This window comes from Paenibacillus sp. LK1 (assembly GCF_002750415.1).
Lineage (GTDB): Bacteria > Bacillota > Bacilli > Paenibacillales > Paenibacillaceae > Paenibacillus > Paenibacillus taichungensis.
Window position 1 is genome coordinate 114,486 of sequence record NZ_PEII01000001.1, and the last position, 24,494, is coordinate 138,979.

24 protein-coding genes are annotated in these 24,494 nt (G+C 47.3%); 8 read left to right on the forward strand and 16 right to left on the reverse strand.

The features are described from left to right. Window positions 1-7 precede the first annotated feature (7 nt). The 3 genes from CS562_RS00465 to CS562_RS00475 form a co-directional block, all read right to left on the reverse strand. Window positions 8-1,165, reverse strand: coding sequence for a type III polyketide synthase (locus CS562_RS00465; RefSeq protein ID WP_099852745.1), 1,158 nt, complete (start codon window positions 1,163-1,165; stop codon window positions 8-10). Window positions 1,166-1,378: 213 nt separating this feature from the next. Beyond that, window positions 1,379-1,999: a flavin reductase family protein gene (locus CS562_RS00470; RefSeq protein ID WP_099853681.1), complete on the reverse strand. Its 621-nt coding sequence runs from the start codon at window positions 1,997-1,999 to the stop codon at window positions 1,379-1,381. 155 nt (window positions 2,000-2,154) lie between these two features. Next, window positions 2,155-3,150: an iron-hydroxamate ABC transporter substrate-binding protein gene (locus CS562_RS00475; RefSeq protein WP_257219268.1), complete on the reverse strand. Its 996-nt coding sequence runs from the start codon at window positions 3,148-3,150 to the stop codon at window positions 2,155-2,157. A gap of 260 nt (window positions 3,151-3,410) precedes the next feature. On the opposite strand from CS562_RS00475, the gene CS562_RS00480 reads away from it, so the two are divergent. After that, a complete protein-coding gene (locus CS562_RS00480; RefSeq protein WP_099852748.1) occupies window positions 3,411-4,004 on the forward strand; it encodes a hypothetical protein in 594 nt (197 codons plus the stop codon). A 131-nt stretch (window positions 4,005-4,135) separates the two neighbouring features. Here CS562_RS00480 and CS562_RS00485 read toward each other — a convergent pair whose 3' ends face one another. Together CS562_RS00485 and CS562_RS00490 are read right to left on the reverse strand one after the other, a co-directional pair. Beyond that, window positions 4,136-5,377: a multidrug effflux MFS transporter gene (locus tag CS562_RS00485; RefSeq protein ID WP_099852751.1), complete on the reverse strand. Its 1,242-nt coding sequence runs from the start codon at window positions 5,375-5,377 to the stop codon at window positions 4,136-4,138. 41 nt (window positions 5,378-5,418) lie between these two features. Further along, window positions 5,419-6,165 (reverse strand): GTP pyrophosphokinase, encoded by a 747-nt coding sequence (locus tag CS562_RS00490; protein ID WP_076291139.1) that lies wholly within the window; start codon window positions 6,163-6,165, stop codon window positions 5,419-5,421. Between the two features lie 366 nt (window positions 6,166-6,531). Between CS562_RS00490 and CS562_RS00495 the strand changes: the two genes are divergently transcribed. Both CS562_RS00495 and CS562_RS00500 read left to right on the forward strand, forming a co-directional pair. Continuing rightward, window positions 6,532-7,278 carry an alpha/beta hydrolase family protein gene (locus CS562_RS00495; protein WP_257219269.1) on the forward strand — a complete coding sequence of 249 codons (747 nt, stop codon included), beginning with the start codon at window positions 6,532-6,534 and terminating at the stop codon, window positions 7,276-7,278. Between the two features lie 133 nt (window positions 7,279-7,411). Beyond that, entirely contained in the window at window positions 7,412-8,140 is a 729-nt protein-coding gene (locus CS562_RS00500) for a YoaK family protein (RefSeq protein WP_180286988.1), read from the forward strand. Between the two features lie 29 nt (window positions 8,141-8,169). Here the strand turns inward: CS562_RS00500 and CS562_RS00505 are convergent, their stop codons facing one another. After that, a complete protein-coding gene (locus tag CS562_RS00505) occupies window positions 8,170-9,066 on the reverse strand; it encodes a LysR family transcriptional regulator (RefSeq protein ID WP_099852757.1) in 897 nt (298 codons plus the stop codon). A gap of 138 nt (window positions 9,067-9,204) precedes the next feature. Between CS562_RS00505 and CS562_RS00510 the strand changes: the two genes are divergently transcribed. The 3 genes from CS562_RS00510 to CS562_RS00520 all read left to right on the forward strand — a co-directional run bounded on the left by CS562_RS00510 (window position 9,205) and on the right by CS562_RS00520 (window position 12,594). After that, window positions 9,205-9,909, forward strand: coding sequence for an O-methyltransferase (locus CS562_RS00510; RefSeq protein WP_099852761.1), 705 nt, complete (start codon window positions 9,205-9,207; stop codon window positions 9,907-9,909). A gap of 77 nt (window positions 9,910-9,986) precedes the next feature. Next, window positions 9,987-11,318: an MFS transporter gene (locus CS562_RS00515; protein WP_099852763.1), complete on the forward strand. Its 1,332-nt coding sequence runs from the start codon at window positions 9,987-9,989 to the stop codon at window positions 11,316-11,318. Between the two features lie 154 nt (window positions 11,319-11,472). Continuing rightward, window positions 11,473-12,594, forward strand: coding sequence for an AbrB family transcriptional regulator (locus CS562_RS00520; RefSeq protein WP_099852766.1), 1,122 nt, complete (start codon window positions 11,473-11,475; stop codon window positions 12,592-12,594). A gap of 78 nt (window positions 12,595-12,672) precedes the next feature. Here CS562_RS00520 and CS562_RS00525 read toward each other — a convergent pair whose 3' ends face one another. The 10 genes from CS562_RS00525 to CS562_RS00565 form a co-directional block, all read right to left on the reverse strand. Then, window positions 12,673-12,876 (reverse strand): hypothetical protein, encoded by a 204-nt coding sequence (locus tag CS562_RS00525; RefSeq protein WP_099852769.1) that lies wholly within the window; start codon window positions 12,874-12,876, stop codon window positions 12,673-12,675. Between the two features lie 76 nt (window positions 12,877-12,952). Continuing rightward, entirely contained in the window at window positions 12,953-13,216 is a 264-nt protein-coding gene (locus CS562_RS00530; RefSeq protein WP_076290989.1) for a YkgJ family cysteine cluster protein, read from the reverse strand. Between the two features lie 29 nt (window positions 13,217-13,245). Beyond that, window positions 13,246-14,100: a chemotaxis protein gene (locus CS562_RS00535; protein ID WP_099852771.1), complete on the reverse strand. Its 855-nt coding sequence runs from the start codon at window positions 14,098-14,100 to the stop codon at window positions 13,246-13,248. Window positions 14,101-14,373: 273 nt separating this feature from the next. Continuing rightward, the gene (treP, locus tag CS562_RS00540) at window positions 14,374-16,386 is read right to left on the reverse strand and encodes a PTS system trehalose-specific EIIBC component (protein ID WP_099852774.1); all 2,013 of its coding nucleotides are present in this window, start codon (window positions 16,384-16,386) and stop codon (window positions 14,374-14,376) included. A gap of 29 nt (window positions 16,387-16,415) precedes the next feature. Beyond that, window positions 16,416-18,137: an alpha,alpha-phosphotrehalase gene (treC, locus tag CS562_RS00545; protein WP_099852777.1), complete on the reverse strand. Its 1,722-nt coding sequence runs from the start codon at window positions 18,135-18,137 to the stop codon at window positions 16,416-16,418. A gap of 312 nt (window positions 18,138-18,449) precedes the next feature. Continuing rightward, complete coding sequence (locus tag CS562_RS33270; RefSeq protein WP_373561657.1) at window positions 18,450-19,058, reverse strand: cation:dicarboxylate symporter family transporter; 609 nt, start codon at window positions 19,056-19,058, stop codon at window positions 18,450-18,452. Window positions 19,059-19,099: 41 nt separating this feature from the next. After that, window positions 19,100-19,801, reverse strand: a complete 702-nt coding sequence (locus tag CS562_RS33275) for a cation:dicarboxylate symporter family transporter (protein ID WP_257219270.1) — start codon at window positions 19,799-19,801, stop codon at window positions 19,100-19,102. Between the two features lie 239 nt (window positions 19,802-20,040). Then, window positions 20,041-20,733 carry a metal-dependent hydrolase gene (locus tag CS562_RS00555; RefSeq protein WP_063563389.1) on the reverse strand — a complete coding sequence of 231 codons (693 nt, stop codon included), beginning with the start codon at window positions 20,731-20,733 and terminating at the stop codon, window positions 20,041-20,043. 88 nt (window positions 20,734-20,821) lie between these two features. After that, entirely contained in the window at window positions 20,822-22,513 is a 1,692-nt protein-coding gene (locus tag CS562_RS00560; protein WP_099852780.1) for a glycoside hydrolase family 13 protein, read from the reverse strand. A gap of 120 nt (window positions 22,514-22,633) precedes the next feature. Further along, on the reverse strand, window positions 22,634-23,092 hold the full coding sequence (locus CS562_RS00565) for a VanZ family protein (RefSeq protein ID WP_076290983.1): 459 nt from the start codon (window positions 23,090-23,092) through the stop codon (window positions 22,634-22,636). A gap of 429 nt (window positions 23,093-23,521) precedes the next feature. Between CS562_RS00565 and CS562_RS33280 the strand changes: the two genes are divergently transcribed. Further along, a complete protein-coding gene (locus CS562_RS33280; RefSeq protein ID WP_257219271.1) occupies window positions 23,522-23,650 on the forward strand; it encodes a hypothetical protein in 129 nt (42 codons plus the stop codon). A gap of 32 nt (window positions 23,651-23,682) precedes the next feature. Further along, window positions 23,683-24,492, forward strand: coding sequence for a CPBP family intramembrane glutamic endopeptidase (locus CS562_RS00575; protein WP_099852782.1), 810 nt, complete (start codon window positions 23,683-23,685; stop codon window positions 24,490-24,492). Window positions 24,493-24,494: the final 2 nt, after the last annotated feature.

Sequence of the window (24,494 nt, forward strand, 5' to 3'; positions counted from 1 at the left end):
TCTCTTTTTAAATCATGCCTTGATTCACTGGTTCTCGTTCTTCAACGGATGCAGGAACATAAGTAAAAGGAAGCAATTCCGCCGTCAGTCCCGGTCCAAATGCAAGTGCTATTCCGCTGGAAGCTTCTTCCCTTTTGCGATAATCATCGCGGATGGCCTGTAAAACAAACAAAATCGTCACAGAGGATAGATTTCCATAATCCCGTAAAATGTTTCGGCTGTATGCAACCTGCTCATCTGACAGCTGATACAGCTTCTGCACCGCATCCACAATACCTCTGCCCCCAGGATGGATCGCCCAGATCTCCGGTAGATCGCTGCCGTCCAGCAATCGTTCAACCTCTGGACCAAGATGTAAGCCGAGCAGTTTTGGGATCTGTGGAGAGAGATATAGATCGAAGCCGGTATTGCCCACCTCCCAGATCATCTCTTCTGAACAGTCTGGCAGCAATACGGAATCCCCGCTACCCAATCTGAACAGCTCTTTACGTCCTAATCCGGACAGGCCCACAACACAAGCAGATGCGCCATCCCCGAAGAAGGACGCCGCGAACAGATCATCCCGCTTGGCGGAAGGCTGAAAATGAAGGGTGCACAGCTCCACACATACGATAAGAACGGTAGCGTCTTTGTCACTCGTCACAATCGAATTCGCCAACTGTACAGCTTTCAGACCGGCTGCGCACCCCTGAAATACAAGCGGAATTCGGTTAATACGCGGCGATAGTTCAAGCTGCTGAATCAGCCGAACATCGAGACCGGGCAGGAATTGCCCTGTACAACTAACGGTAATGAGATGTGTAATCTCCGAGGTAGAAACGACGGCATCCTCGAGTGCCAGACGTGCTGCCTGAATTCCAAGCGGAACGGCTGCTTCCTTATATTTTCCCATACGTTCGGCTGTGGTCGGAACATTCTCCCTCTGGGTAAAAGGCAGATAACGGCAAGACTCAACTGGCTCCAGCAGATTCGGTTCACATGTATAACGTGTCTCAACACCACACTGGTTGAATATTCGCTTGGCCCATCGTCTGGAATCCGGCTCATGCTCCAGCGCTTGTGCGAGCCGAGCAGACACATCCTTTTGCTCAATGCGGTGAACAGGCAATGCCGTTCCAATTCCCATGATACTTGCTGCGGGTACAGTTCCATCAAGTTGGTTCATCGGCTCCAACCTCCTTATATATAAAATAGGTTCATGTCACATGTGCAGGATATAGTACAAGTCTATTCGAGGCTTGCCCCCTTTATGTTCACGAAACACGCAAAGACGGACAACACATGCGAATTCCGCACATGTTGTCCGTCTTATTAAAGGATGATTACTATTATGTTATCCCGACCCTTCCTTCAACAGGTCGTTCAACCCGCTCCACTGTTACTCCGGCCTGACCACGGTAAATCTCTCGCCAAGTTTGGCATAGTCATTCCCGGCCAGCCTGCTGATCGGTTTGAGCTGATCCATTAATATATAATTGGTGGCAGGATCATACACGTTTTCACTGAAATGATATTGTACAATTCGAACCAGAATCAGATCACTCACAGGTTTTCCCTCATCGTTCGATATCGGAATATGCTGATACAACTTACACTCCATCCGAATAAGTGCTTCCTGTATTGATGGTACGGAAACCACAGTACTTGGTACAGTCGTCAGGTTTGTTCGTTCCAGCTCACTCTCGTGGGGCTCCAGCAAGGCAGCCGTCTCGTTCATGTCAAGAGCGATCGATTCATCACAGATATGTACAACGAGTTCTTTCCCGGAAAGCACATTGCGAGACGTATCTTTCATAACGCCATCCTTGCGAGCGATGGATATTGATAATATCGGTGGGTCAGAGCTAACGATATTAAAAAAACTAAAGGGTGCTGCATTAATGACGCTGCCGTCATGAGAAAGTGTTGTCACAAATGCGATTGGGCGTGGCACAACCGAACCACTCATCAGTTTATAGTTATCTCTGCCCGTCAGTTCTCGTGGGTCCAAAGTATGCATCATAAGCTATCCCCTTCCATGATCGTAAAACGATACTTACTTTCTCACGATCTTCGCTTCATTTATTATATATCGTAAAATGTTGAAATCACAAAAACTCCCTGGTGCCCATCGCACCAAGGAGTGTATACATTCAGTTTCGTATTTGATCTCTATTATTTTACAATACTGTTCTGAATGTCTTCCATAATTTGAAGGTTCGCTTGAACTCCGCTATACAACCAGCTGCTCGAACGGGTAAATTCAAACAAGTTACCGTTTTTCACTGCCGGGATGCTTTGCCATACCGGATCTTTCAGTGCTTCTGAACCTGTACCTTCATCACTATTCACAAAGAACAAGTAGTCTACATCCATTTCCGCCAATTTTTCCAGCGAGATGGAAGACCAGTTACCTGTCGCATTAGCAGAGATTTCTTTCACTACTTCAGGCTCAGCAAGTCCCAGTTCCTTGTACATCACTTCACCACTGGATACATTGTCACTTACGATGAAGAATTTGCCACTAACCAACCAGATGGCCGCTGCCGATTTCGTTCCACCTGTGACTGTGTTGATTTTTTCCTTGATTTCTGTGGCTTTCACTTCGTATTCATCCAGCGCTTTTTGTGCTTCATCGCCTTTATTCAGAATTTCGCCGATTTTCAACAGGGTTTTGCGCCAATCGCTATTGATCTCATCGCCAAGTACATAAGTAGGTGCGATCTTGCTGTATTGAGCGTATTTCTCACCCTCAACCACACTTTCGGAACCGATAATAATCAGATCCGGGTTGAAGCTTGTTACCGCTTCGAAAGGAAGATCGAAAGCAATCGTAGGAATGCCGTCCAAATCTTTTTGCAAATACTCTTGGATTCCGTTGGCTACAGACCATTGAGCAACTGGCTTAACGCCGAGTGTAACCAGGTTATCTTCCAGATACGAAGCGATGATACGCTCCGGATTAGCAGGAATTTTCACTTCATGCCCCATTGCATCTGTCAATGTACGTTCTGTCGGAGCTTCTGTCTGTGTCTCTGTCTCCGTTGCTGTATTGTTCTCTCCTGCTGCTGTACCGTTATCTGCTGGTTTCGATCCGCAAGCTGCCAGCCAGATGGACATGACCATTACGGTGATCAGAAGCATGATCATTTTTTTATTTTTCTTAAACACGTGACTATCCCCTTTCAATATGAACACCTCAATGGATTGAGTTGTTATGGCAGACTTAGACGTTTATACATTATTCATGCATATAATACAGGTATGTACTTTTGTCCAATTCCATTGACAATGATAATTGTTATCAACGAAGTTGTCAATGCAGCTTTTGCCTTTTAAGGTCGAAGTCACCTTCATTCCAACGATTCACATTTAGGCGGATGCCGCCATATGCTGATTCCAGAATACGATGACAGGAAGGATGTTCGTACATGGATTACGTTTATAACAGTTATTCAGGATATGATGAGGATCGTTCGTTTCAATTGCCGCCGCTGTTCCCGGGAGGCGCTCCAGGAGGTCAGCCAGTGCCAGGTTTCCCAGGAGCACCAGGTTCCTATCCCCCATTCATTCCGGGCGGAGCTAGTGGTGGTCAACCTCCTTACTTTCCTGGAGGCGTCCCCGGTACGGCACCGGGTGTACCCGCTCAGCTATCACAAGGCAATCTGCCTACCTTGCTTGGTGCCTATCCTCGCCCAGTAGGTCAGCCCCCGGCAGAAATGGTTTTTCTGTATAACTTGATCAAAAGCAGCCCTGGTCTTCTACCACTATTTATCCAGCAACAGCCCCAGAATCTGACCCAGGCTGTGCAATTTGCCCAAACAGGAGTAGCAACACCTCGTGATCCCGAGCAACGTGTACTGCAAAATTTCTGTTATAACCGCTGGTCTCTTGTATTCACGTACAATGACGTTTACTTAATGTGGCCTTCCACCAATCTGTTCGGTTTTGTCATCGGTTACTTCTATCCGTTCCTTACTCCAGGTATCCTGCTTAATACACAGATTTTGTTTGCTCTCTGCTAAAGCACGTTCAGACATAGAACAAGCGCCCCAGTTGAAGGAATGAGCCTTCCAACTGGAGCGCTTTTTATTGTCAAAATATTCTTTATTGCGAGCAATACATTTTTCAAATCAGAACAACAAGGCAATACATTTCACGCCAACCGTTGTTTATCCCGACGTATACCCCTCTTGCCTTTGCTTACCATCAAAAAGTATATCAGCAATGCGCCAAGATCTGCACAAGCGATTACAATGCCCATTGGCACGGCTGTGCCTTCTCCTCCAAGACCCACAAGTGGAGCGACAATACCACCGAACAGGAACGTCATCACTCCGATAAGTGCTGATGCACTGCCTGCTGATTTCTCCTGATTGGCCATCGCCAGTGCGAAGGAAGCCGTATTAACCAGACCCACACTGGATACCACAAGAAATAACGGGATCAGGACCGAAATCAGATTACCTCCCGCCAGAATGGCGATGAGCAGTGAAGTTCCTCCCAGAGCAGCAGTTATCAGCCCGGCGACTAATAGACGGGTTTCAGATACTTTACCCGCAAGTCTTCCGGCAATCTGACTTGCCAGTATGATACCGATACCGTTAATGGCAAAGCAGACACTGAACATTTGCGGGGAGATGCCATATATTTTTTGAAGCACGAACGGCGAACCCGATATGTAGGCAAACATGCCAGCAGATACAAACCCTTGGGTTAAAGCGTATCCCATGAACAGGCGATCCCCTGCGATTTTGCGGAATGTAACCAGCGTCTGCTTCAGTCCTCCGCTGGATCGTCGTTCTGTAGGCAGTGTCTCACCAAGACCAACCACGACAGCAACTAAAGTCAAAATACCGATGATACTCAGCAAAATAAATACGCCGCGCCACGACGTATACGCAAGCAATTGCCCGCCTATAATTGGTGCAGCAATCGGTGCGACCCCATTAATCAGCATTAAGAGGGAGAAGAAACGGGTAAGTTCTGGACCGGAATACACATCCCTCACCACTGCGCGCGAGATGACTATTCCCGCAGCTCCTGCTGCACCCTGAATGAAACGCAGCACAACAAAGGAGCCCATCGTTGGGCTGACCAGGCAGAGTATGGAAGCAATCGTATAAAGTATAAGGCCCGCAATAAGCGGTGTACGACGACCACGCACATCACTTAAAGGTCCAGCCAGCAGCTGCCCTACCGCCAGTCCGACCATACATGCAGTTAGACTAAGCTGCGCATAGGAAGTGGATGACTGGAACTCATCGGCCAGTGTGGGCAGCGCCGGCAAATACATATCCAGGGACAGCGGGCCAAAGGCCGATAGTGTCCCCAGAATCAATGCCATACGTACACGGGATGTAGAATTGGTGCTTAATGAAGCTAGTGTACTTTTCATATGAATAACATATTCCTTTCCCTGCGGTAGTTCTCGTTTCCTTAGTGTTCCCCGTCTCCCAGCAGCTTGAGCAGGTTGGAAGGTAGTGTGAACTGTTGATTGTTAATGATAATCCGGCGCAGTTCTTCTTCATCACGTTCGTTCTCGGCGTCCTTGATCTCCTGAATCTCCCGGTGAAGTCTCTCCATTTGCTGATCCAATGCGTTGGCAGAGTCTGCTGCACTTTTCAGTTCTTTCGTTAAACGCTCAGGAACATCCTTATTGTATTTATAAAAGATCTTATGCTCCAGGCTCGCCCAGAAATCCATCGCGATGGTACGAATCTGGATTTCCACACACGCCCGCTCTTGTCCATTAGACATGTAAACAGGCACCTCAACCAGAAGATGAAGGCTCTGGTAACCGTTTGGCTTCGGATTCTGGATATAATCTTTCACTTCCAGCACACGCAGGTCACTTTGATTGCACAGCATATCCTTAATGCGGTAAATATCGGAGATAAAGGAGCAGGTAATACGTACACCGGCGATATCCTTAATATTTTCCTTGATACTTTCAAAAGTTAACTCATGATTTTTACGAAACATCTTGTTCATAATACTCTCAGGTGACTTTAATCTGGATTTCGTATGTTCGATCGGGCTGTAATCATGCAGCGACTGAAATTCTTCCTTCAGCACTTCAATTTTGGTCTCCATTTGATCCAAAGCAAATTTATAGATCATCATAAATCTCGTAATTTCATATTTAAATTTCTTGAATTGATCAATCGGATGTGGAGCGTTCATCATGGTTTTCTTCCTTTCTTCGTGCACACTAAAGTTAGTTTTATAAATAAGAGGACAGAGGTCAATCCACATGTCTCCTGAACCATTATAAATCAAATGGAGCCAATAAACGAATTTCTCGCACCGAACGGCTGTTGCTGACGGAAAGGTATGGGAACCTCGTTTAGGCGCATCCTAAAGAAGAATCATTGTCAATTGGCTCGCCATTTCCGATGAAAGAGGTCGATTCCCCTGCTCTATCATGTGACGTATTCGTCCGATGCGCTTCGGGTAAAAGGCTATTTATGCCTGCCTGACGGGTGCTCCTTACCCGCCTTCTCGCAATTAGAAGACCCCCATACCAGCTCTGCCTTCGAAAGCTTCACCGTGACCCAAGAATCTATGCAAATGCAACAGCTCGCAAGCCGCTACCCTCCTGTAGAACAACACACCATGGACGGTATTGATGCACGTTGGCCGGTTCTGATCTATTGCCGGGGTGGGCTGGGCAACTATGGTGGGGTAAATACCACTTGGCTGGAGCAATTTGTCCGTAAAGGTTATATCGTGTTCGCTCCATCATATCGTGGTAACGAGGGTGGTGAAGGACATGACGAATATGGCGGACGAGATGCCGAGGATGTACATGCCGCTTATCGACTTGTACAAGAGTGGCCCTTTGCCGATACGAAGCGAATTTCAATGATGGGATTTTCGCGTGGAGCCATTAATGCCGTACATACAGCAACAACCTACAATGAGGGTCCTCAGCAGGTACATAAACTAGTGCTTTGGAGCGGTGTCGCCGATGTGGAACGCACCTATCATGAACGAACCGACTTGAGACGTACTTTGAAAAGAGTGCTGGGCGGTACACCACGTTCAGTTCCGGAGGCTTATATCGCCCGTTCCCCCTTGTCGAAGGCACACAAACTCCATTGTCCTGTGCTGATCATGCATGGCACGTCTGATACGCAGGTGAACTACAGTCATGGAACCCGGATGTATCATTGGCTGAAACGCAGAGGTGCCAACGTTACGTTTCACGCTTATGGGGGGCAGGATCATCGCTTTCAGGAAAGCGCGCATGAGGCGGCAGTGAACAATATGTTTGATTGGCTCGCAGCTCCTTAGCTTCAAGATGGGGACGATTTAAACATGTTTGCTGCTATGGAAAAATTGGCTGGCATCATAAACTTCATTTTGAAGGATCATGCGTTGTGGATGTATACTGGAGGGGTTACGTTTTTGGAAAGGACGGATGATTATGAATCAAAATACCCTCCAAAAGTACGCAATGCTGCTGTTATGCATGTCTGCTGGAATGGTCGATGTGATCGGATACCTGGGACTGGGGCATGTGCTCACAGCCAATATGACGGGCAATATTGTACTGCTGGGGATCGCAATTGCCCGTGCTCAGGAATTTGTTGTGCTGCGTGCACTCCTTGCCCTCATTGGTTTTATTGCCGGAAATGCCATCGCTGCACACATGATTGGACATGTGCAGACGAAAAATGGCTGGTCTTCGCGAGTCACCTCCGTGTTCACTGTAGAAAGTATATTGCTTCTGCTCTTTGCCATCGCCATGATCAGTCCATATTCGGAACAACTATCCTATCTGCTGATTGCCATGCTGGCCACAGCCATGGGGATGCAAACGACTGCAGCACGCCGCATTGGAATTGCCGGTATCTCGACGACCGTGCTCACCAATAATCTGGCCGCCGTGGTTGAGGATGCGGTAAGCATCCTTCAGCGACTGCGACACGCCAATATCCGCTCGCTGGTCAAAGCGCTATCAGTAGATTCCTACCTTCGTGCAGGTGCCGTTGTGATCTATTTGGGCGGCGTTATTCTAGCTGCGATGTTGTTCCACCACGTACCTATGATGGCAGTATGGATACCTGTTCTGATCGTTGGTGGAGTCACCCTGTACGCCCGATTATACTCCAGAGGAGCGAACAAAACAGCGACGGATGACGTTCAACGTTAGCTCTCATGCAATTTTTCAACTAGTTTATTTCATTTCATTAATGATGTTTCCTGTCTGATGAGTTCAACCAGATGCTGTGCGGCAGGAGATAACACTTCACCTGCTCGTGTACATACGGCTACCGTGTTTTTCAACTGTACACCTCGAACGAATACACGTACCAACCTGCCCTGTTGTACATCTTCCTTTACGACCAGAGAAGAAATAAAGTTGGCCCCGTAACCTGCCTTCACCGCACTAATTGTTTCGTTCAACCCATTGAACTGAAGCGCAATGCGGGGAGCGGCCAGGTTATTTGTTGTGCAAAGAGAGACGAGACGCTCCCGTGTAGCGCTGCCTTCTTCACGCATAATGAAGGGCTCTGCCACCATCTCCCGAAGCTCAATTTCCTTTCCCGCATAAGGATGATCGGGATGTACCACAAACCACATTTCATCTTCAAACAATTCGTCCCAATGAACACCTGAATGTGTAATGCCACTTCCACCATAAATTGCAATCTCGGCCTCATAACGCAGCAGTTGGTCAAAAGCCATCCGAGTATTGGTTGTGCTCACAACCAGCTCCACATCTTCATGCATTTGCTTGAAGCGGGCAATCCAGCCCGGCAGAAGAAAATTCGAGGGCAAATAGGTTGCGGTAAGACGAATCAACCCCTTCTTGCCTGCCCGAAAATCCTGCACAAAGTTCTCGACATCCTGCTCCAGCATGAACAGACGTTCCGCGTAGCCTGTTAATTGCATTCCAGCATCGGTAAGAACCAGTCTTCTCCCTTCCGAAGCAAATAATGGAATGCCCAATTCCCGCTCAAATTTCTTTACCTGAGAGGATACCGCTGGCTGACTAATGTTGAGTTCTTCCGCCGCACGCGTAACTCCCCCATATCTCACAATAGCATGAAACAATCGTAATCCGTGCAAATTCAACCGCTACACCTCCTTCACTTGAAATATATAATCTAAAGTTATATTAACATACATAATATATATTTTATTTATGTATCTGTTCGCTTTATAGTTTAAGTATGAAATCCAATACATGCAATCGGAAAGGAACAGATAACGATGAACAATGTGAATGGTTCTGCTCAACAGCAAACCTGGAGTCAAGTCGACAACTATTTGAACACCTTATTAATCCCCTCGGATTCCCTGCTGGAGCAGGCACTACGTACCAATGCGGAAGCCGGCTTGCCCGCTCATGATGTAGCACCTAATCAAGGGAAATTGCTTCAGCTCCTGCTTCAAATACAAGGCGCAACTCGTGTGCTGGAAATCGGGACGCTTGGCGGATACAGTACGATCTGGATGGCCAGAGCCATTCCCGACCACGGACGTATCGTCACACTGGAAGCAGAGCCACGCCATGCAGAGATGGCACGAACCAACCTCACGCGTGCAGGACTTATGCACAAGGTTGATCTTCGAGTAGGTCCTGCCCTGACTACGCTTCCCGACGTTCAGGAAGAGTACAGAGAACCCTTTGATTTCATCTTCATTGATGCTGACAAACCGAGTAATCCCGACTATTTGAGATGGGCGCTGCGTCTGGCTCGTCCGGGAAGTCTGATTATTGGTGACAATATCGTCAGGGACGGCGAAGTTGTCAATGCAGACAGTACGGACAATAGAGTTCAGGGCGTTCAGTCTTTCCTGAAATTAATTGCAGATAACCCGCGTCTTGAAGCTACAGCACTGCAGACTGTAGGCACTAAAGGCTACGATGGATTCGTGATTGCCCGAGTGCTGGAATCCCCTACTGCAAAATAAACGGTGGTCAATTCTTCCTCAAATCCCCCATTCCTGTTAAACTAAAATCACTGCACAGGCAGACTGGGGGAAACCACTTGAGACTTCTACAACAGATTCATGCTGAAATTCGGGGCTGGTCCCGCAATATTCAATTGTTTTTTCTGGCAAGCATCTTGTATCAGATCGGAAATGGCATGTTCTCTGTCTTGTACAATTTGTACATTCAGGGTCTAGGCTACAATGATACAATGAACGGCCAGATTGTGAGTATTCAATCACTTGCGACAGCGATTATGTTTGTTCCCATCGGACTATGCGGCGATTTCTTCAGCCGAAAGCGGCTGCTGATTACCGGCGCATTGTTCAGCGGAATCTTTCTGATTGGCCGTTCCTTCGATTATTCTGCCAGCGGACTGATCTGGTTTGCTGTATTTTCAGGACTTTTCGCTGGCGTATTTCAAGTACTGGCCATTCCTTTCCTCGCTGAGAATGTGAAGAAAAGTCAACGACTGAAGATGTTCAGCTACTACTCCTCCCTCGTACTCGCTTCTCAGGTACTCGGCAGCTTAGGTGGTGGCGTTTTTGCAGACCTGCTTCATACGGCCGGCCTTGCCAAAGTTACGGGTTTGCAGACAGTATTGTTCGTAGGTGGTGCAGCTACACTGGTTGCGTTTATTCCGATGTTATTTGTATCCGAAGATAAGAAGGCTCCGCAAGCGGATACTCCGGCGCAACCTGTCATTGAATCTGCAACATCTGCAACCGATGGCAAACAGGATGTCGTTCATTCCGTAGAACAAGGCAGTAATAACGATACTCTTAACCAAAAGAAAGATTCCCGTTTGATCGGTCAATTTGTCATAACCCAATTATTAATTGGGTTTGGTTCTGGATTGGTTGTGCCTTATTTGAATCTGTATTTCACCAACCGTTTTTCGGTATCCTTAAGTGCCATGAGTCTACTCATTTCATTAGGTCAGATCATGACCATTGTATCGATGCTGATTGGACCTACACTTGCGGCCAAGGTGGGCAGTGTTCGAGCTGTCGTCATCTTTCAGATCATGTCACTGCCCTTCCTGCTGTTGACCGGCTTCACGAATCTGCTGCTCATCGCTTCGGTGAGTTTCTTATTCAGACAAGCGCTGATGAATGCAGCTAATCCGATTCAATCCGCCATTCTGGTGGACAGAGTATCGGACAAACGCCGTGGAATCGCCAATTCACTGATGCAGACCGCCTTTATGATTGGATGGGCTACGATGGGACCCGTTCAATCCTACCTCGTAACCACTTATGGCACGTATTGGGGTTACGCGATCACGTTCAGCATTACAGGCAGTTTATACGTGATTTCATCGCTGATGTACTATATGATGTTCAAAGAACCGAAGCCATCTGCCCGTGTTCTCGCGGCGAACAGATAAATGATAACCATTCAGCAGGACAGTGGATAAATCAGCTACCTGTCCTGCTTCGTAATGAACCAATCACCGTCCAAGGATCAATCATTGTATCATATCATCAGGAGTGATCTTACATGTACTTCAATCTACCTCATGCAGCCGGAAGACAACGCGGATGGAACTGATGCACAAGCTCGGTTCCCACGTTGTCTTTCGGTTTTTTCTAAGTTTGGGTGTCTCCATTCTTGGCGGGTTACTATTTACAGTGATCCATACTCCTATTCCTTGGCTTCTTGGCCCGATGTTTTTTATGCTGGTTGGTTCACAGATTGCCAAGCTGCCGCTCATGTGGCCCGCTTCCATTCGGGACTATGGTATTCTAATCGTGGGTTACTCCATCGGATTAACACTGACGAGAGAAGCACTGCAAGGCATTCTGCACCAGTTACCTATGATGTTGCTCATGACCCTGCTCTTAATCGGATTATGTACATTGACCGCCTATGTTGCTTCAAAGCTGACAGACTTTGACTTTCCCTCCCTGCTGGTTGGCAGCATTCCTGGTGGGCTGTCGCAGATGGTCTCCCTTGCGGATGAGATGAAATCCATCAATCTGACGCTCGTTACTTTTTTGCAGGTCACGCGCCTGATCATGATTGTATTCTGTGTTCCGTTCCTGCTGTTTAGTCCATGGATCGGCGGAACGACAGGTCGAGGCTTGCACCAACCAATGATCGAGACAACAACTTGGGCAACACTCTTTCCCGAAATCTTGCTCTATGCCCCGCTCTGTGTCGCTGGTGCGTGGATTGCACGCAAGCTTCGGTTTCCGACAGCGTTTATGCTTGGGCCCATGATCGTCATGTGTGTTATTCAATTAAGCACAACAATGCACACACCCAATCTGCCGTCGTCCCTGCTTAACATTTCGCAATTGATGATTGGCAGTCATGTGGGTCTGATGCTTCGTCCTCAGCAGCTGCAACGCAAAATGCAAACCATAACACTCGCAATCACGAGCAGTGTTCTCCTCATTGCAGGTTCGCTTGGCTTGAGCTATATATTAATGAAGATGTTCTCCCTCTCGGCGGCTACATCATTGCTGAGCATGGCACCTGGCGGAATGGACCAAATGAGTATCATGGCTCATGAAGTCAATGCCAACCTATCGGTGGTCTCCGGATATCAGTTGTTTCGCATCTTATTTATTTTCTTTATCGTCTCTTCGCTCCTTAAGATAATTCTCATGCATATGTTGAGGAAAAAAGAGGTGAGCACCCACTCTTCGGTCACCTAAATAGGAAGTGGACATACCAAAGAGAGTATCCGACTGATTTCCAGCGTACGGATACTCTCTTTTATGTGTTTGCTCATTTTATGAATAAACCTGACTATACATCCAGCTCACAATGCACACGGTTACAGCGGTCGCCCCAATAATAAATGCATAATAGCCAAGTTTGCTTTTTGCCCCTGATGTCTGCTTGTCATAGAAGTCTGAATTTCGCCTGTAGAAGCCCATCCACAGTTCTCCAATCATATTCAAAACGATCATTACAAACCGCTTGGCAAGTTCCATTCATCCCATACCCCTTTCTTATCTCAATCCCCTTCCATATTAAGTATAATTATCCTTTTCCCTCAAAACAACTCTGTCACGCTGAACTCGGGGCAGTTTCCTGCTCCAGCCAGCTCAAACGTTCAAACGCCTCCTGGTCCGTGCTGCCACACATCTCTTCCGAGGCCTGTAATCCGCTGCATACAGCGGGGCGTTCTTTCTGACCAAAGATTCCGCAGCGATTGTCCTCCGTCAGCTGTACACAACGCACACCTGCGGGCTTGCCGTTAGCCATCCCGGGTATCGGCGATGAGATCGAAATTGCGATACAGCATGCGGCACAGCCTGTCCTGCATTCCATAATTATGGTCCTCCTTCCATTTCCCGTATTTAACCTGATCCACGATTCACCCACGTCCATGTTCGCGCCAAACCTTGTGCGATTCTCCGATTCATGGTTCCATTCGAGAAATATCCACCATGACTCAACGGATTCCAGCTCCCAATTACACCGCCAGAGTTAATTTCCACGTCTTCGTTGACCGCTACCTCATAGGCAGGATCAATAGGGCGCAGCGGGTAACCCAGAATATCATCCCGATCATAAAAGTTAATCCATTCCCCTTCCAGCCCAGGAAAGTACTGACCTGCCAGTGGTGAAGGCACCTGAATCGGCCGGCTAAAATCTTGATACCGTAAGCTCCATAATGGCAACGTCGTTCCAAAGGAATAAAAGTTCGTTAAGGTATCTCCCCGTTCCAATGCGGAAGTAACATCCACGATGGAAGGTGTACGAGTAGACGGATATTGCAGATCATAGAAAAAATTACTTGCAATCACCGCGCCCAAACTATGTGCAATGATACAGAGTGGAGCTTCTGGCCCGTTCCGCTGTGCAAGTGCGTGCATCGCCCGATTCAGCGTATAATGTACCGCATCATAGTTATGCCCTTGATTTTCCACAGGTTGATACGCGACGGCATCCGCCAGATAATGTATTACAAATCGACGTAACACTTGATAGTTCAATCCTTGAGAGCTGACAAGCTGCTGAAACAGCGCCTCTTCCCGATCCTCAAATACGTCAGCCCAAAATACAGGCTCAATATCCAGCATCTGTTTGGCTGCTCCCGGCAACACCATAACTTGATCCAATTCCTTATGCAAACGCGAAATCAGTGTATCCGCATAATTTTCCTTTTGCATACCCAGACCATGAATGACCATTACCGCAACACGAGTCATGGCTCTCCCCCTCCGTCCATTGACTAGCCACTCTCTTTGAACCATATGAACTTCTCAACCTGAACATGCATAGTCCTGATAAACAAGCTTTCCGATCGCTGTGAACATGAGATTTTGCCACATGTATCCTAGATACAGTTTACCACGATATAAATAAAAAAAACGAATCTATAAAGAGTAAAACCATACAAATTGGTATGTGTTCAGCTTTATCTCGGTAGCGAGATGAAAAAAGAAGCTGCGAATATCGCAGCTCCCCATTTGTTCGTATACTTAACCTTTCAAATGAACTTTAAGCACACCGTTCTGATTGGATGTAACATCACCTGTAGTGACCTCCACCCGATCAACCATGTCCTGACCATCCGGAATAATGATTGGCGTAATGAGCGGATATCCCGCAGCTTCAATCACTTTACGGTCGAATTCAAGCAACGTTTGCCCAGCTCTTACCTTCTCTCCAGTTTCAACATGCATGTTAAAACCTTCGCCTTTGAGCGATACCGTATTAATCCCGACATGAATCAGAATCTGCAAACCACTCGCGTGCTCAAGAATGACTGCATGTTTGCTCTTGATGACATGGGCAACCTGAGCATCAAACGGGGCAACGACCTGATTGCCAGAAGGTTCAATGGCAACCCCTTCACCCATTTGTTTCTCTGCAAACGCTGGATCAGGTACTTGTTCAAGCGGAACAGCTTTACCTGTTAATGGTGCCATGATTTCCAGTGTATTCACAGGCTCATCCGCCACTTGAGCAGCACTGCGTGTGCGTGGCTCTGCAACTGCATTTGTTGTAGTTGTGCTAGAAGCGGATTTCGCTGAAGGTGTTTGACCACCAGCTACAGTAGCTTGATCTGCGTTGCGGTCTTCTTTTCTCAACTTCGCTCTTCCAAAAAGAACAGTCAGCACGAACGGAACAACCAATACAATCGCCATACCGATGAAGAATACTCCCCATTTATTCGGGAAAATGGACAGGAATCCCGGTACGCCACCTACACCGATAGAGGTGGCCTGAACATTATTCATCGTAAGCAGTACACCGCCGATCGCAGAACCGACCATACCGAAGATAAACGGGTAACGATAACGGATATTCACCCCGAAGATCGCCGGCTCGGTTACGCCGAGGAAGGCGGAGACGGATGAAGTTGCAGCCAGTCCTCTCATTTTCTTCTCACGAAGCACAAGCATCATGGCAAGTGCGGCTGAACCTTGCGCGATATTGGACAGCGCCAGCATCGGCCACAGGAACGTTCCGCCCTGGCTACCAATCAGCTGTACGTCGACCGCCAGGAACGTATGGTGCATCCCTGTAATAACGAGCAATGCGTACAGTCCACCATAGATCAGACCGCCCAGAGCCGCGTATGAATCGTAAATATAGATCAAGCCGGATGTAATTCCATTCGCAATGGCAAATGTAACCGGACCAATGATTGTAAATGCCAAGAACCCTGTAATCAATAAAGTGACAGGTGCAACGACCAGCAGTTTTATCGAATCATGCACCCTTTTGTTCAGGAAAATCTCCAGCTTGGCAAGCAGATAGGCTGATACCAATACCGGCAGAACCTGCCCCTGATAACCGATCTTCTCAATATGCCAACCGAACAGATTCCACGTAGGCACGGTGCCTTCGTTGACTGCATTGGCATAGCCATAAGCACTCAATAGGTCGGGATGAACCAGGATCAGACCAAGTACAATCCCGAGCAACGGACTGCCGCCGAACCTTGTTACAGCGGACCAACCAATTAACGCAGGCAGGAAGGTAAAGGCTGTGCTCGCGATGGTATTAATAATAGATGCGAGATCCTTCCATGCTGGATATACATCCACCAGTGATTTTCCATCAAAGAATATGCCTGGCCCTGTCAGAATGTTATTAATACCGAGCAAGAGACCGGCTGTGATGATGGCTGGCAGGATCGGGATGAAGATGTCAGATAGCGTTTTGATCGCACGCTGAATCGGGTTTTGCTTTTTACCCGCAACAGCCTTCACGTCATCCTTGGAAGCACGTTCGCCTCCGGTAATCTGAATCATTTCATCATACACTTTATCCACAAGCCCAGGTCCAATGACTACCTGAAATTGTCCTTGAGAGGAGAACTGGCCTTTGACGAGATCGTTCTGTTCCAGACTTTCCGTATCTACTTTACTTTCGTCGTACAGGGCAAAACGGAGGCGTGTGACACAATGCGTTGCAGCTTCAATATTTTCTTTGCCGCCGACCGCGCGTACGATCTCCTCAACCTGTTTTTTATCAATTGCCATATTGTCACTTCCCATTTATATAATGTGAATTAGTCCTGTTGCGGTACAAGCCACATATAGGATGAATACGGGCTCAGGGAGATTTCTTGCTCGAGTGCAGGCGATACCTCCGTATTGCCAATCAGCAGCTCTGCTGATTTACCTGCAATGTGGTCATTCCAGACGGCTTCAGAGAAAGCAAATTTTACGTCCCGCTTGCTGAAGTTCGATACCACTAGCAGCGTTTCGCTTCCATTGGTCCGCGCGTATGCGAATACATCCGGATGTGCATCGTCCAAACGTTCATACAGACCGTCGGTCAGCACACCAACCTGTTTGCGAAGAGCAATCAGCTTGCGATAGTGATAATAGATCGAATTCGGGTCAGCCATCTGCTGAGCCACATGAATCGACGGATATCGTTCATCCACTTTGATCCACGGTGTACCCGTTGTAAATCCGGCATTCTCGCTTCCATCCCATTGCATCGGTGTCCGGGAATTGTCTCGGGAACGCTCTTTCACAATTTGGAATGCTTCCTCCGCGGATTTGCCCCGTTCTTCCTGAAGCAGTCGATACATATTGGTCGATTCAATATCACGGAACTCGCTAACGTCGTTCCAGACTGGATTCGGCATCCCGATCTCTTCGCCTTGGTATACGTAAGGTGTTCCCTGCATGCCATGAATGGTCGTAGCGAGCATTTTGGCACTCTCAGCACGATAATCGCCATCATCTGCGAAACGAGACAACGCCCGCGGTTGATCATGGTTATTCAGGAACAACGCATTCCATCCGCCACCTGCCTGCATACCTGTCTGCCACTCACTAAATAACTGTTTCATCGCTTCAAAATCGTAAGGCATCAGTTCCCACTTCTGTCCATTCGGATAATCCACTTTCAGATGGTGGAAGTTAAACGTCATCGAGAATTCCCGGGAAGCAGGGTTTGAATATTTGATGCAGTGCTCCAGCGTAGTCGAAGACATCTCCCCAACCGTTACCATATTATGTGGTCCAAACACCTCTTCATACATCTCTGTAATGTATTCATGCACACGTGGTCCATCGGTATAGAACTTACGTCCGTCGCCTGGGGAAACGCTACCATCATCGTCGGGGAAACGCTGGTCCTTGGAGATCAGATTGATGACGTCCATACGGAAACCATCCACACCCTTCTCCGCCCAGAACTTGATCATGTCCCGTACTGCCTTGCGTACTTGCTCGTTCTCCCAATTCAAATCAGCCTGTGTTTTGTCAAACAACGTTAGGAAATATTGTCCTGTCTGCTCATCATACTGCCAAGCAGGTCCGCCGAACTTGGATTGCCAGTTATTCGGCACACCGCCGTCCGGAGCAGGGTCCTTCCAAATATAATAATCGCGGTATGGGTTATCCTTGGAAGAACGCGATTGCTGGAACCACTCATGATCCGTAGAAGAGTGATTCACCACAATATCAATCATCAGCTTCATGTCACGTGCCTTCAGACCTTTAAGCAGTTCGTCAAAATCCTCCATCGTACCAAAATGAGGATTAATCCGATAATAGTCCGCTACGTCATAACCGTTATCATGCTGTGGAGAGACATATACGGGCTGCAGCCACACGATATCAATACCGAGATGTTGCAAGTAATCCAGCTTTTCGGTCAATCCCCGAATGTCTCCGGTGCCCGATCCAGTTGTATCGTTGAAACTCTTGGGATATACCTGATACACCGTGGAAGTTTTCCACCACGATGATGAAGTTGTGTTGGTTGAACTCATGTTAACGCCTCCAATAAATTGTATTGCTTATGTGGTTCTCTTGGCCTAACTCCATTTATATATTACATAACTAAACATGTATATACAAGTTGAAACTTCAATATGCTATCTTTTCCCTCTTCTACACATTCCCCATTAATGATTCCTCTGTAACAATTATTTTGCTGCATGCGTTCGAGAACTCCATGATATCTGTATCTGAAACGAAAAAACCGTCTGTTACCCCATGATTTCATGCGGGTAAACAGACGGTTCAAATTTAAAGATAGGATCAGTTAAAAGTTCATACGAAGCCCTTTCACTTCCTGTTTATTACAGCATGTCCGTCGAAACCATTCCTTTTCCCTGTTCCATTTTGTTCAACTTCACCGAGGATATCGACGCTTGTTCTTCTCTCTCCAGCTCTTCGGCACTGATCTCGCCAGACAGTACAGCCCGCATACGTTTTTGGTCCAGCAGCCCTTCCCACTTCGCCACGACAAATGCCGCAACACAGTTACCCATTAGATTCGTGAATACTCGCATGGTGTCCATGAAACGATCCGCACCGAGCAGTAAGGCAACAGCAGCTACCGGGAATGCATTCAGAGCCGCTGCTGTAGCAGACAAAGCAAGGAATGCGGAGCCAGGTACACCCGCCATTCCTTTGGAGCTAAGCATTAACACCAGTAAAATCGTAATCTCTTGTCCCAGTGTCAGATCAATGCCAACCGCCTGGGCCAGAAAAACGGTCGCCAGCGACAGGTAGATCGAGGCTCCGTCCAGATTGAAGGAGTACCCTGTTGGAACCACAAGGCCGACGACAGCACGATCACAGCCTGCTTTGGTCAGCTTGTCCATCATGCGAGGCATAACGACTTCCGAGGAGCCTGTACCAATCGCCAGCATCACTTCGGAACGTGTATATTTTACAAATTGCAAAAAGTTCAGTCCTGTAATCCACCAGGCAGCTAGTGCAAGCATCACCAGAAACAGTAACGCAGCTCGTAACAGGCAATAATCAGCAAGCCGAAGGAGGACAGCGTGGATGCACCATATGCTCCAACAGTGTATGCCATGGCTCCGAATGCTCCAATCGGTGCCAGTTTCATAATGTACCCAATAATACGGAACAAGATACCCAGTACATTTTCAATTAGCGTCAGCACATTCTCCTTCGCCTTACTTTCCGTTGCTGCCAAGGCTACCCCGAACAAACAGGCAACGAGCAGCACTTGCAGCAATGCATTTTGTGCAAATGCATCTACAACACTTGTTGGAATAATATTCATGATAAAGTCGACGACATGCGGCAGTTCAGAGCCATTGGTTTTGGCTTCGATGCCACTTGCATCAAGGGTCGAGGGGTCCACGTTCATGCTTGCACCCGGACGAAGCAGGTTCGCTGTGCCGAGTCCAAGGACCAGCGCAACCGTCGTAGCGATTTCGAACCACAGAATGGCTTTAAACCCAATGCGTCCGACTGATTTCAGATCACCGATTTTGGCAATGCCTGTCACGATCACCATAAAGATTAATGGAGCAATGATCATTTTGATCAACTTGATGAAACCTGTTCCGAGCGGCTGCAGCAGACTGCCCAGATCAGGCCACAGAATGCCTACACCAATCCCGATGATAACCGCTACAATAATTTGAAAAAACAATGATTTCACAAATGACATGAACGCTCCCCCTGTTTTTCGGTCAATTCGGATTTCCGTTTGGTTTCCGTGTAATTTTTTATAACATTGCAGCTCGAACCTCAACAATGGGATTTCAAGATTTTGTCATTCGGACCAACTGAGGCGTGCTAAATTGAACTTGGAACCGAAAAAAGACGAATATCACGTCAGTTATCTTGACGTGATATTCGTCTTTAGCTTTGTATTGCTTTTATGATTGAACAGTGATTAATAGAGCATTACAAGGTAAGAGATTGTCCCGGTGCCAGCACACGGCCTTCCAGACCTTTGGAAGCAAGCTGCTCCACAAACTTCTCGGCATCCTGACGAATCACCGGGAACGTATCATAATGTACTGGAATCGTCAGCTTGGCATTGAACCATTCAGCAGCCTGCAGAGCATCCTCCGGTCCCATGGTGAAATGTCCACCAATAGGCAATAGTGCAACGTCGATATCATGGCGGTCGCCAATCATTTTCATATCACCGAACAGACTAGTATCACCGGCATGCAAAATGGTTTTGCCACCAATGTTAATAATATATCCTGCAGGCAATCCTGCGTACATGATCCGTTGTTCCTCTTCCAGCACGATCCCGGATGTATGGAAAGCCTGAATCATTTTGGCTTGCGCAAAACCAAGATCCACCGTTCCACCCATGTTCATGCCAAGAGTGTCCAGACCTTTCCAGGACATATATGTAGCCAGTTCCACAATCGCAACCACCTTGGCATTGTTGGCTTTGGCGATCGGTTCAGCATCCAAAATGTGATCCATATGTGCATGTGTCAGTAAAACGGCATCGGTCTTGATGTCTTCCGGTTTGGTGACAGCAAGTTCATTGCCACGCAGGAAAGGATCAATGATTAACGACTTCTCTTCTGTGCCCAGTTGTACACTGGAGTGTCCGTGGTAAGTAATATTCAGCAACTTGGTATCCTCCTGACATATGCGTTCGTTAGTTTGATTTTCAACCTATATTATAATTCAAAACTCTTCGCCAAAGCAAAATAACGCCTCATCGCTGCATTCGATAAACCCGTGCTTCATAAGGCTGAAGAAGAATCTCGCCCTTATCGGTGGAATATCGTTTACTGACATTGCTGATGACCATCTTGGCATTCTCCTCGTTCCACCCTTCAGGCCATTGCATCTCAGGCTCATGTTGCCGGAAATTCAGAATAACCAGCATCTGCTCATCATCCAGCGTCCGGGTATAGGCATAAATATCGGGATCATCCGGCAAAAGCAGCTCATATGCCCCATAGATGAGTACTTTATGTTGTTTGCGAAGAGCGATTAGTTTACGGTAATAATGCAAAATGGACTGGGGATCACGTTCGGCATCCTCCACATTAATCTCAGGATAGTTCGCATTCACCTGAATCCATGGCTCACCATCGGTAAATCCGGCATGTTTCGTATCATCCCACTGCATCGGTGTACGTGCATTATCACGACTCTTGCGCCAGATCGCTTGCATGACTTCATGTTTCGCTCGCCCCTGACCAATATGCTGCCGATAATAATTCATCGTTTCAATATCACGATAATCCTCAATATCAGGAAAAGCAACATTGGTCATGCCAATCTCTTCCCCTTGATAAATGTAGGGAGTACCTTCCAGGGTGAGCATCCACGTAGCCAGCATTTGGGCAGAGCGCACTCTGTACTTTCCATCATCACCGAAACGGGATACTGGGCGCGGCTGGTCATGATTGCCCATGTAATTGGCATTCCAGCCTCTGTTATGCAGTACGGTTTGCCAGCGGCTCATTATTTCTTTCAACTCGGGCAGCCTCCATTCCCGATAGTTCCATTTGCCGATTCCGGATGATTGAGCATCCACAAACATATGCTCAAACTGGAACACCATATTGAGCTCATTCCGATCTGTCCCAACATAGGCCAGCGCTTGTTCCGGTCCAAGCCCGGAAGTCTCCCCAACAGTCATTGGACCATAAGGCTTCAGGATCATGTCGTTAAGTTTGTTCAGAATCGAATGTACTTGCTCGAGGTTGGAAAAAAGCTGGTACGCAGGAACGACCGGCAGATTATCCGGATTATGTGCGCTGGGTAACCCCTCTGCCTTGGCGATATGGGCCACCGCATCGAAACGGAAACCATCCACACCTTTTTGCAACCACCAATGCACCATCTCATACATCTCTTCTGCCATCTGTGGATTGTTCCAATTCAGGTCAGGCTGGTGTTCAGTATAGAGATGCAAATAATATTCATTCGTCTCCGGATCATGCTTCCACACAGAACCCCCAAAGTAGGACTCCCAGTTGTTTGGAACCTGACCATTTTTACCTGAACGCCAAATATAATAATCCCGTTTCGGGTTCACTTTCGATGAACGTGACTCGGCAAACCACGCATGTTCATCCGACGTATGATTCAGTACCAGATCCATCATGATCTTGAGACCACGCTTGTGCGCTTCCGCCAGCAAACGGTCGAAATCCTCCATCGTGCCGTACTTACGTAAAATGGAGTAATAATCACGGATATCGTATCCGTTATCATGACTAGGTGAATCGTAAATAGGACAGATCCAGATTACATCCACGCCCAGATCAGTCAAATAATCGAGCTTATCATATATCCCCTGCAAGTCACCCTGACCGTCCCCATCGGAATCTTTGAAGCTGTTGGGGTAGATCTGGTACACCACACTCTCTTTCCACCAAACGATATAGACCACCTCGCTTTCTTTACTCTTTACTATATAACCCGTTAGTATGTTTTATCCGAAATGCTCTTCTTATAAACAGAAAAGATCCATGAACACAAAAAGACCCGATCTTTGACCGCTATTCGCAGTTTATTTTCGAGTCTTTCTCTGTGAATATATGAATAAGGTAAACCCTATGTATCCAATCCAGGCACCCAACGTATTCAAAATAATGTCATCGACATCAAACGAACCAACACGGGTAATCAATTGCGTAATCTCAACAGCTAACAAAAGCATTACAACAATACCTGTAAATAGTAAAAACTTTCGGCACATGCGGAATAACCATGGTATCCATATTCCAAGCGGTATGAATAAAACAATGTTTCCGAACAGATTCTTCACCCAGGCTTCCGTATGGTATCTGTTCTTTTCAAAAAGTAAGGGCTTAATTGTCTCTAATGGTACCAGATTATATTGATAATTCACGCCAGGCGTCCTCCCGCTGACAAATAGCAAGTTGCCCATAATCAACGTGTACAGTACTGCCATGCAGGCAACGATAGCAAGCATCCACCTGGAGTGGAGCCACGAACGTTCGTTCATTGTCTGAATTCCTCCGACTTTTTTTCCCGCAGAGCGGTAGGTCTATTTTAAAGGGATACAGATCTTCATGTCCAGCTGCTCAGGCGTGGACTTCCGTATATCTGTCACCTCAAAATCCTGTCCTTCCCTTCGTTCATAGTTAGACTTCGGCCCAGTCTGCCTCATCCTTTATACCACATCGTTACCTAAACAGAACCTAAACTACAGCAGTGAAAATTTAGCTGGTTTTTATCCATTTGGTTAGCTTCTATTTAACTTGGGCAACTAGAATTTTAAATAAGCCAGTAATCAAAATATGCTCCTCGTCACCGAAGCTTCTTGTTGGATTTCTGGATCATTCGAAGAATTAACACAAGAGATAATAGAATTTACGGGAAGGAGGACGCATGGTCCTAACCATTTAAAAGCGCGCGTCGAAGGTGGGGTGAAATGAAAGGGCTGGACGTTCGCATCCTCGGTATGAAACTCCGCAAAATTGTCGGCACTGTTACCAAAGGCTTTGCGGGACTATATCTTGACTTAATCGAAGTTAAAATCATAAGAAAAATGAGCAAATAAAAAAATATTATTGGATAGTGGGAGTGTTTAACATGTCAATTAATAGGGACAAGCTTCAAGAAACTTTGGACCCTGCCCTTCGGGTTCGTCCCCGCGTAGGATGGGGTGTTCTCACATATTTCCTATACAGCGCAGTCTTCTACGCGATCTTCTTGCTCAACGGCATTGATTACACGCGAGTGGGTGAGAGTGAGCGGACCCTTCTTCTCTGGTACATAGCACCGCTGTCCGGCGGTGCCGTGCTGACCATCACAATGGTCACGATCTACGGATGGTGGCGTCCTAGCCTGGTTGAAAGGCAGCGTCTTTCTCGATCGACAATGACTCTCCCGATCATCATGATGGTCATCGCGATCGTGAACATGCTAATCGGTGATTTCACCCGTGTCACCCCCCTCATGTGGCTGTATCTCATTTTCGGCAGTATCATGGTCGGCTTCAATGAGGAGATGATCAATCGAGGTCAGTTAATGGTTGCTCTGCGCAGCCGATTCGGGGAAACCGGGGTCTGGCTGCTCTCAACAGCGATGTTCGCAGTCTTCCACCTGCCGAACATGTTTTTGGGCATCGGAGCGGGTGCCCTATTCCAGGTAATGATCGCTTTTGGCCTCGGTTCGATCTTCTACCTCGCTCGGCGGTCTACCGGATCACTCGTGGCCTCCATATTCCTGCACGGGTTCTGGGACTTGAGCGTCTTCTCAGCGAATGGCGCATCGGCGTTACCCATCGCTGGTTTATTAGCTCCGTTGTTGGTGATCGCTGCAGTGATCACAGTTCCGATCATCCTTCGTCGTGAAAGGCGGCGTGATAGCAAACAAAGTGTGTCCCGACCAATCGGCTGATT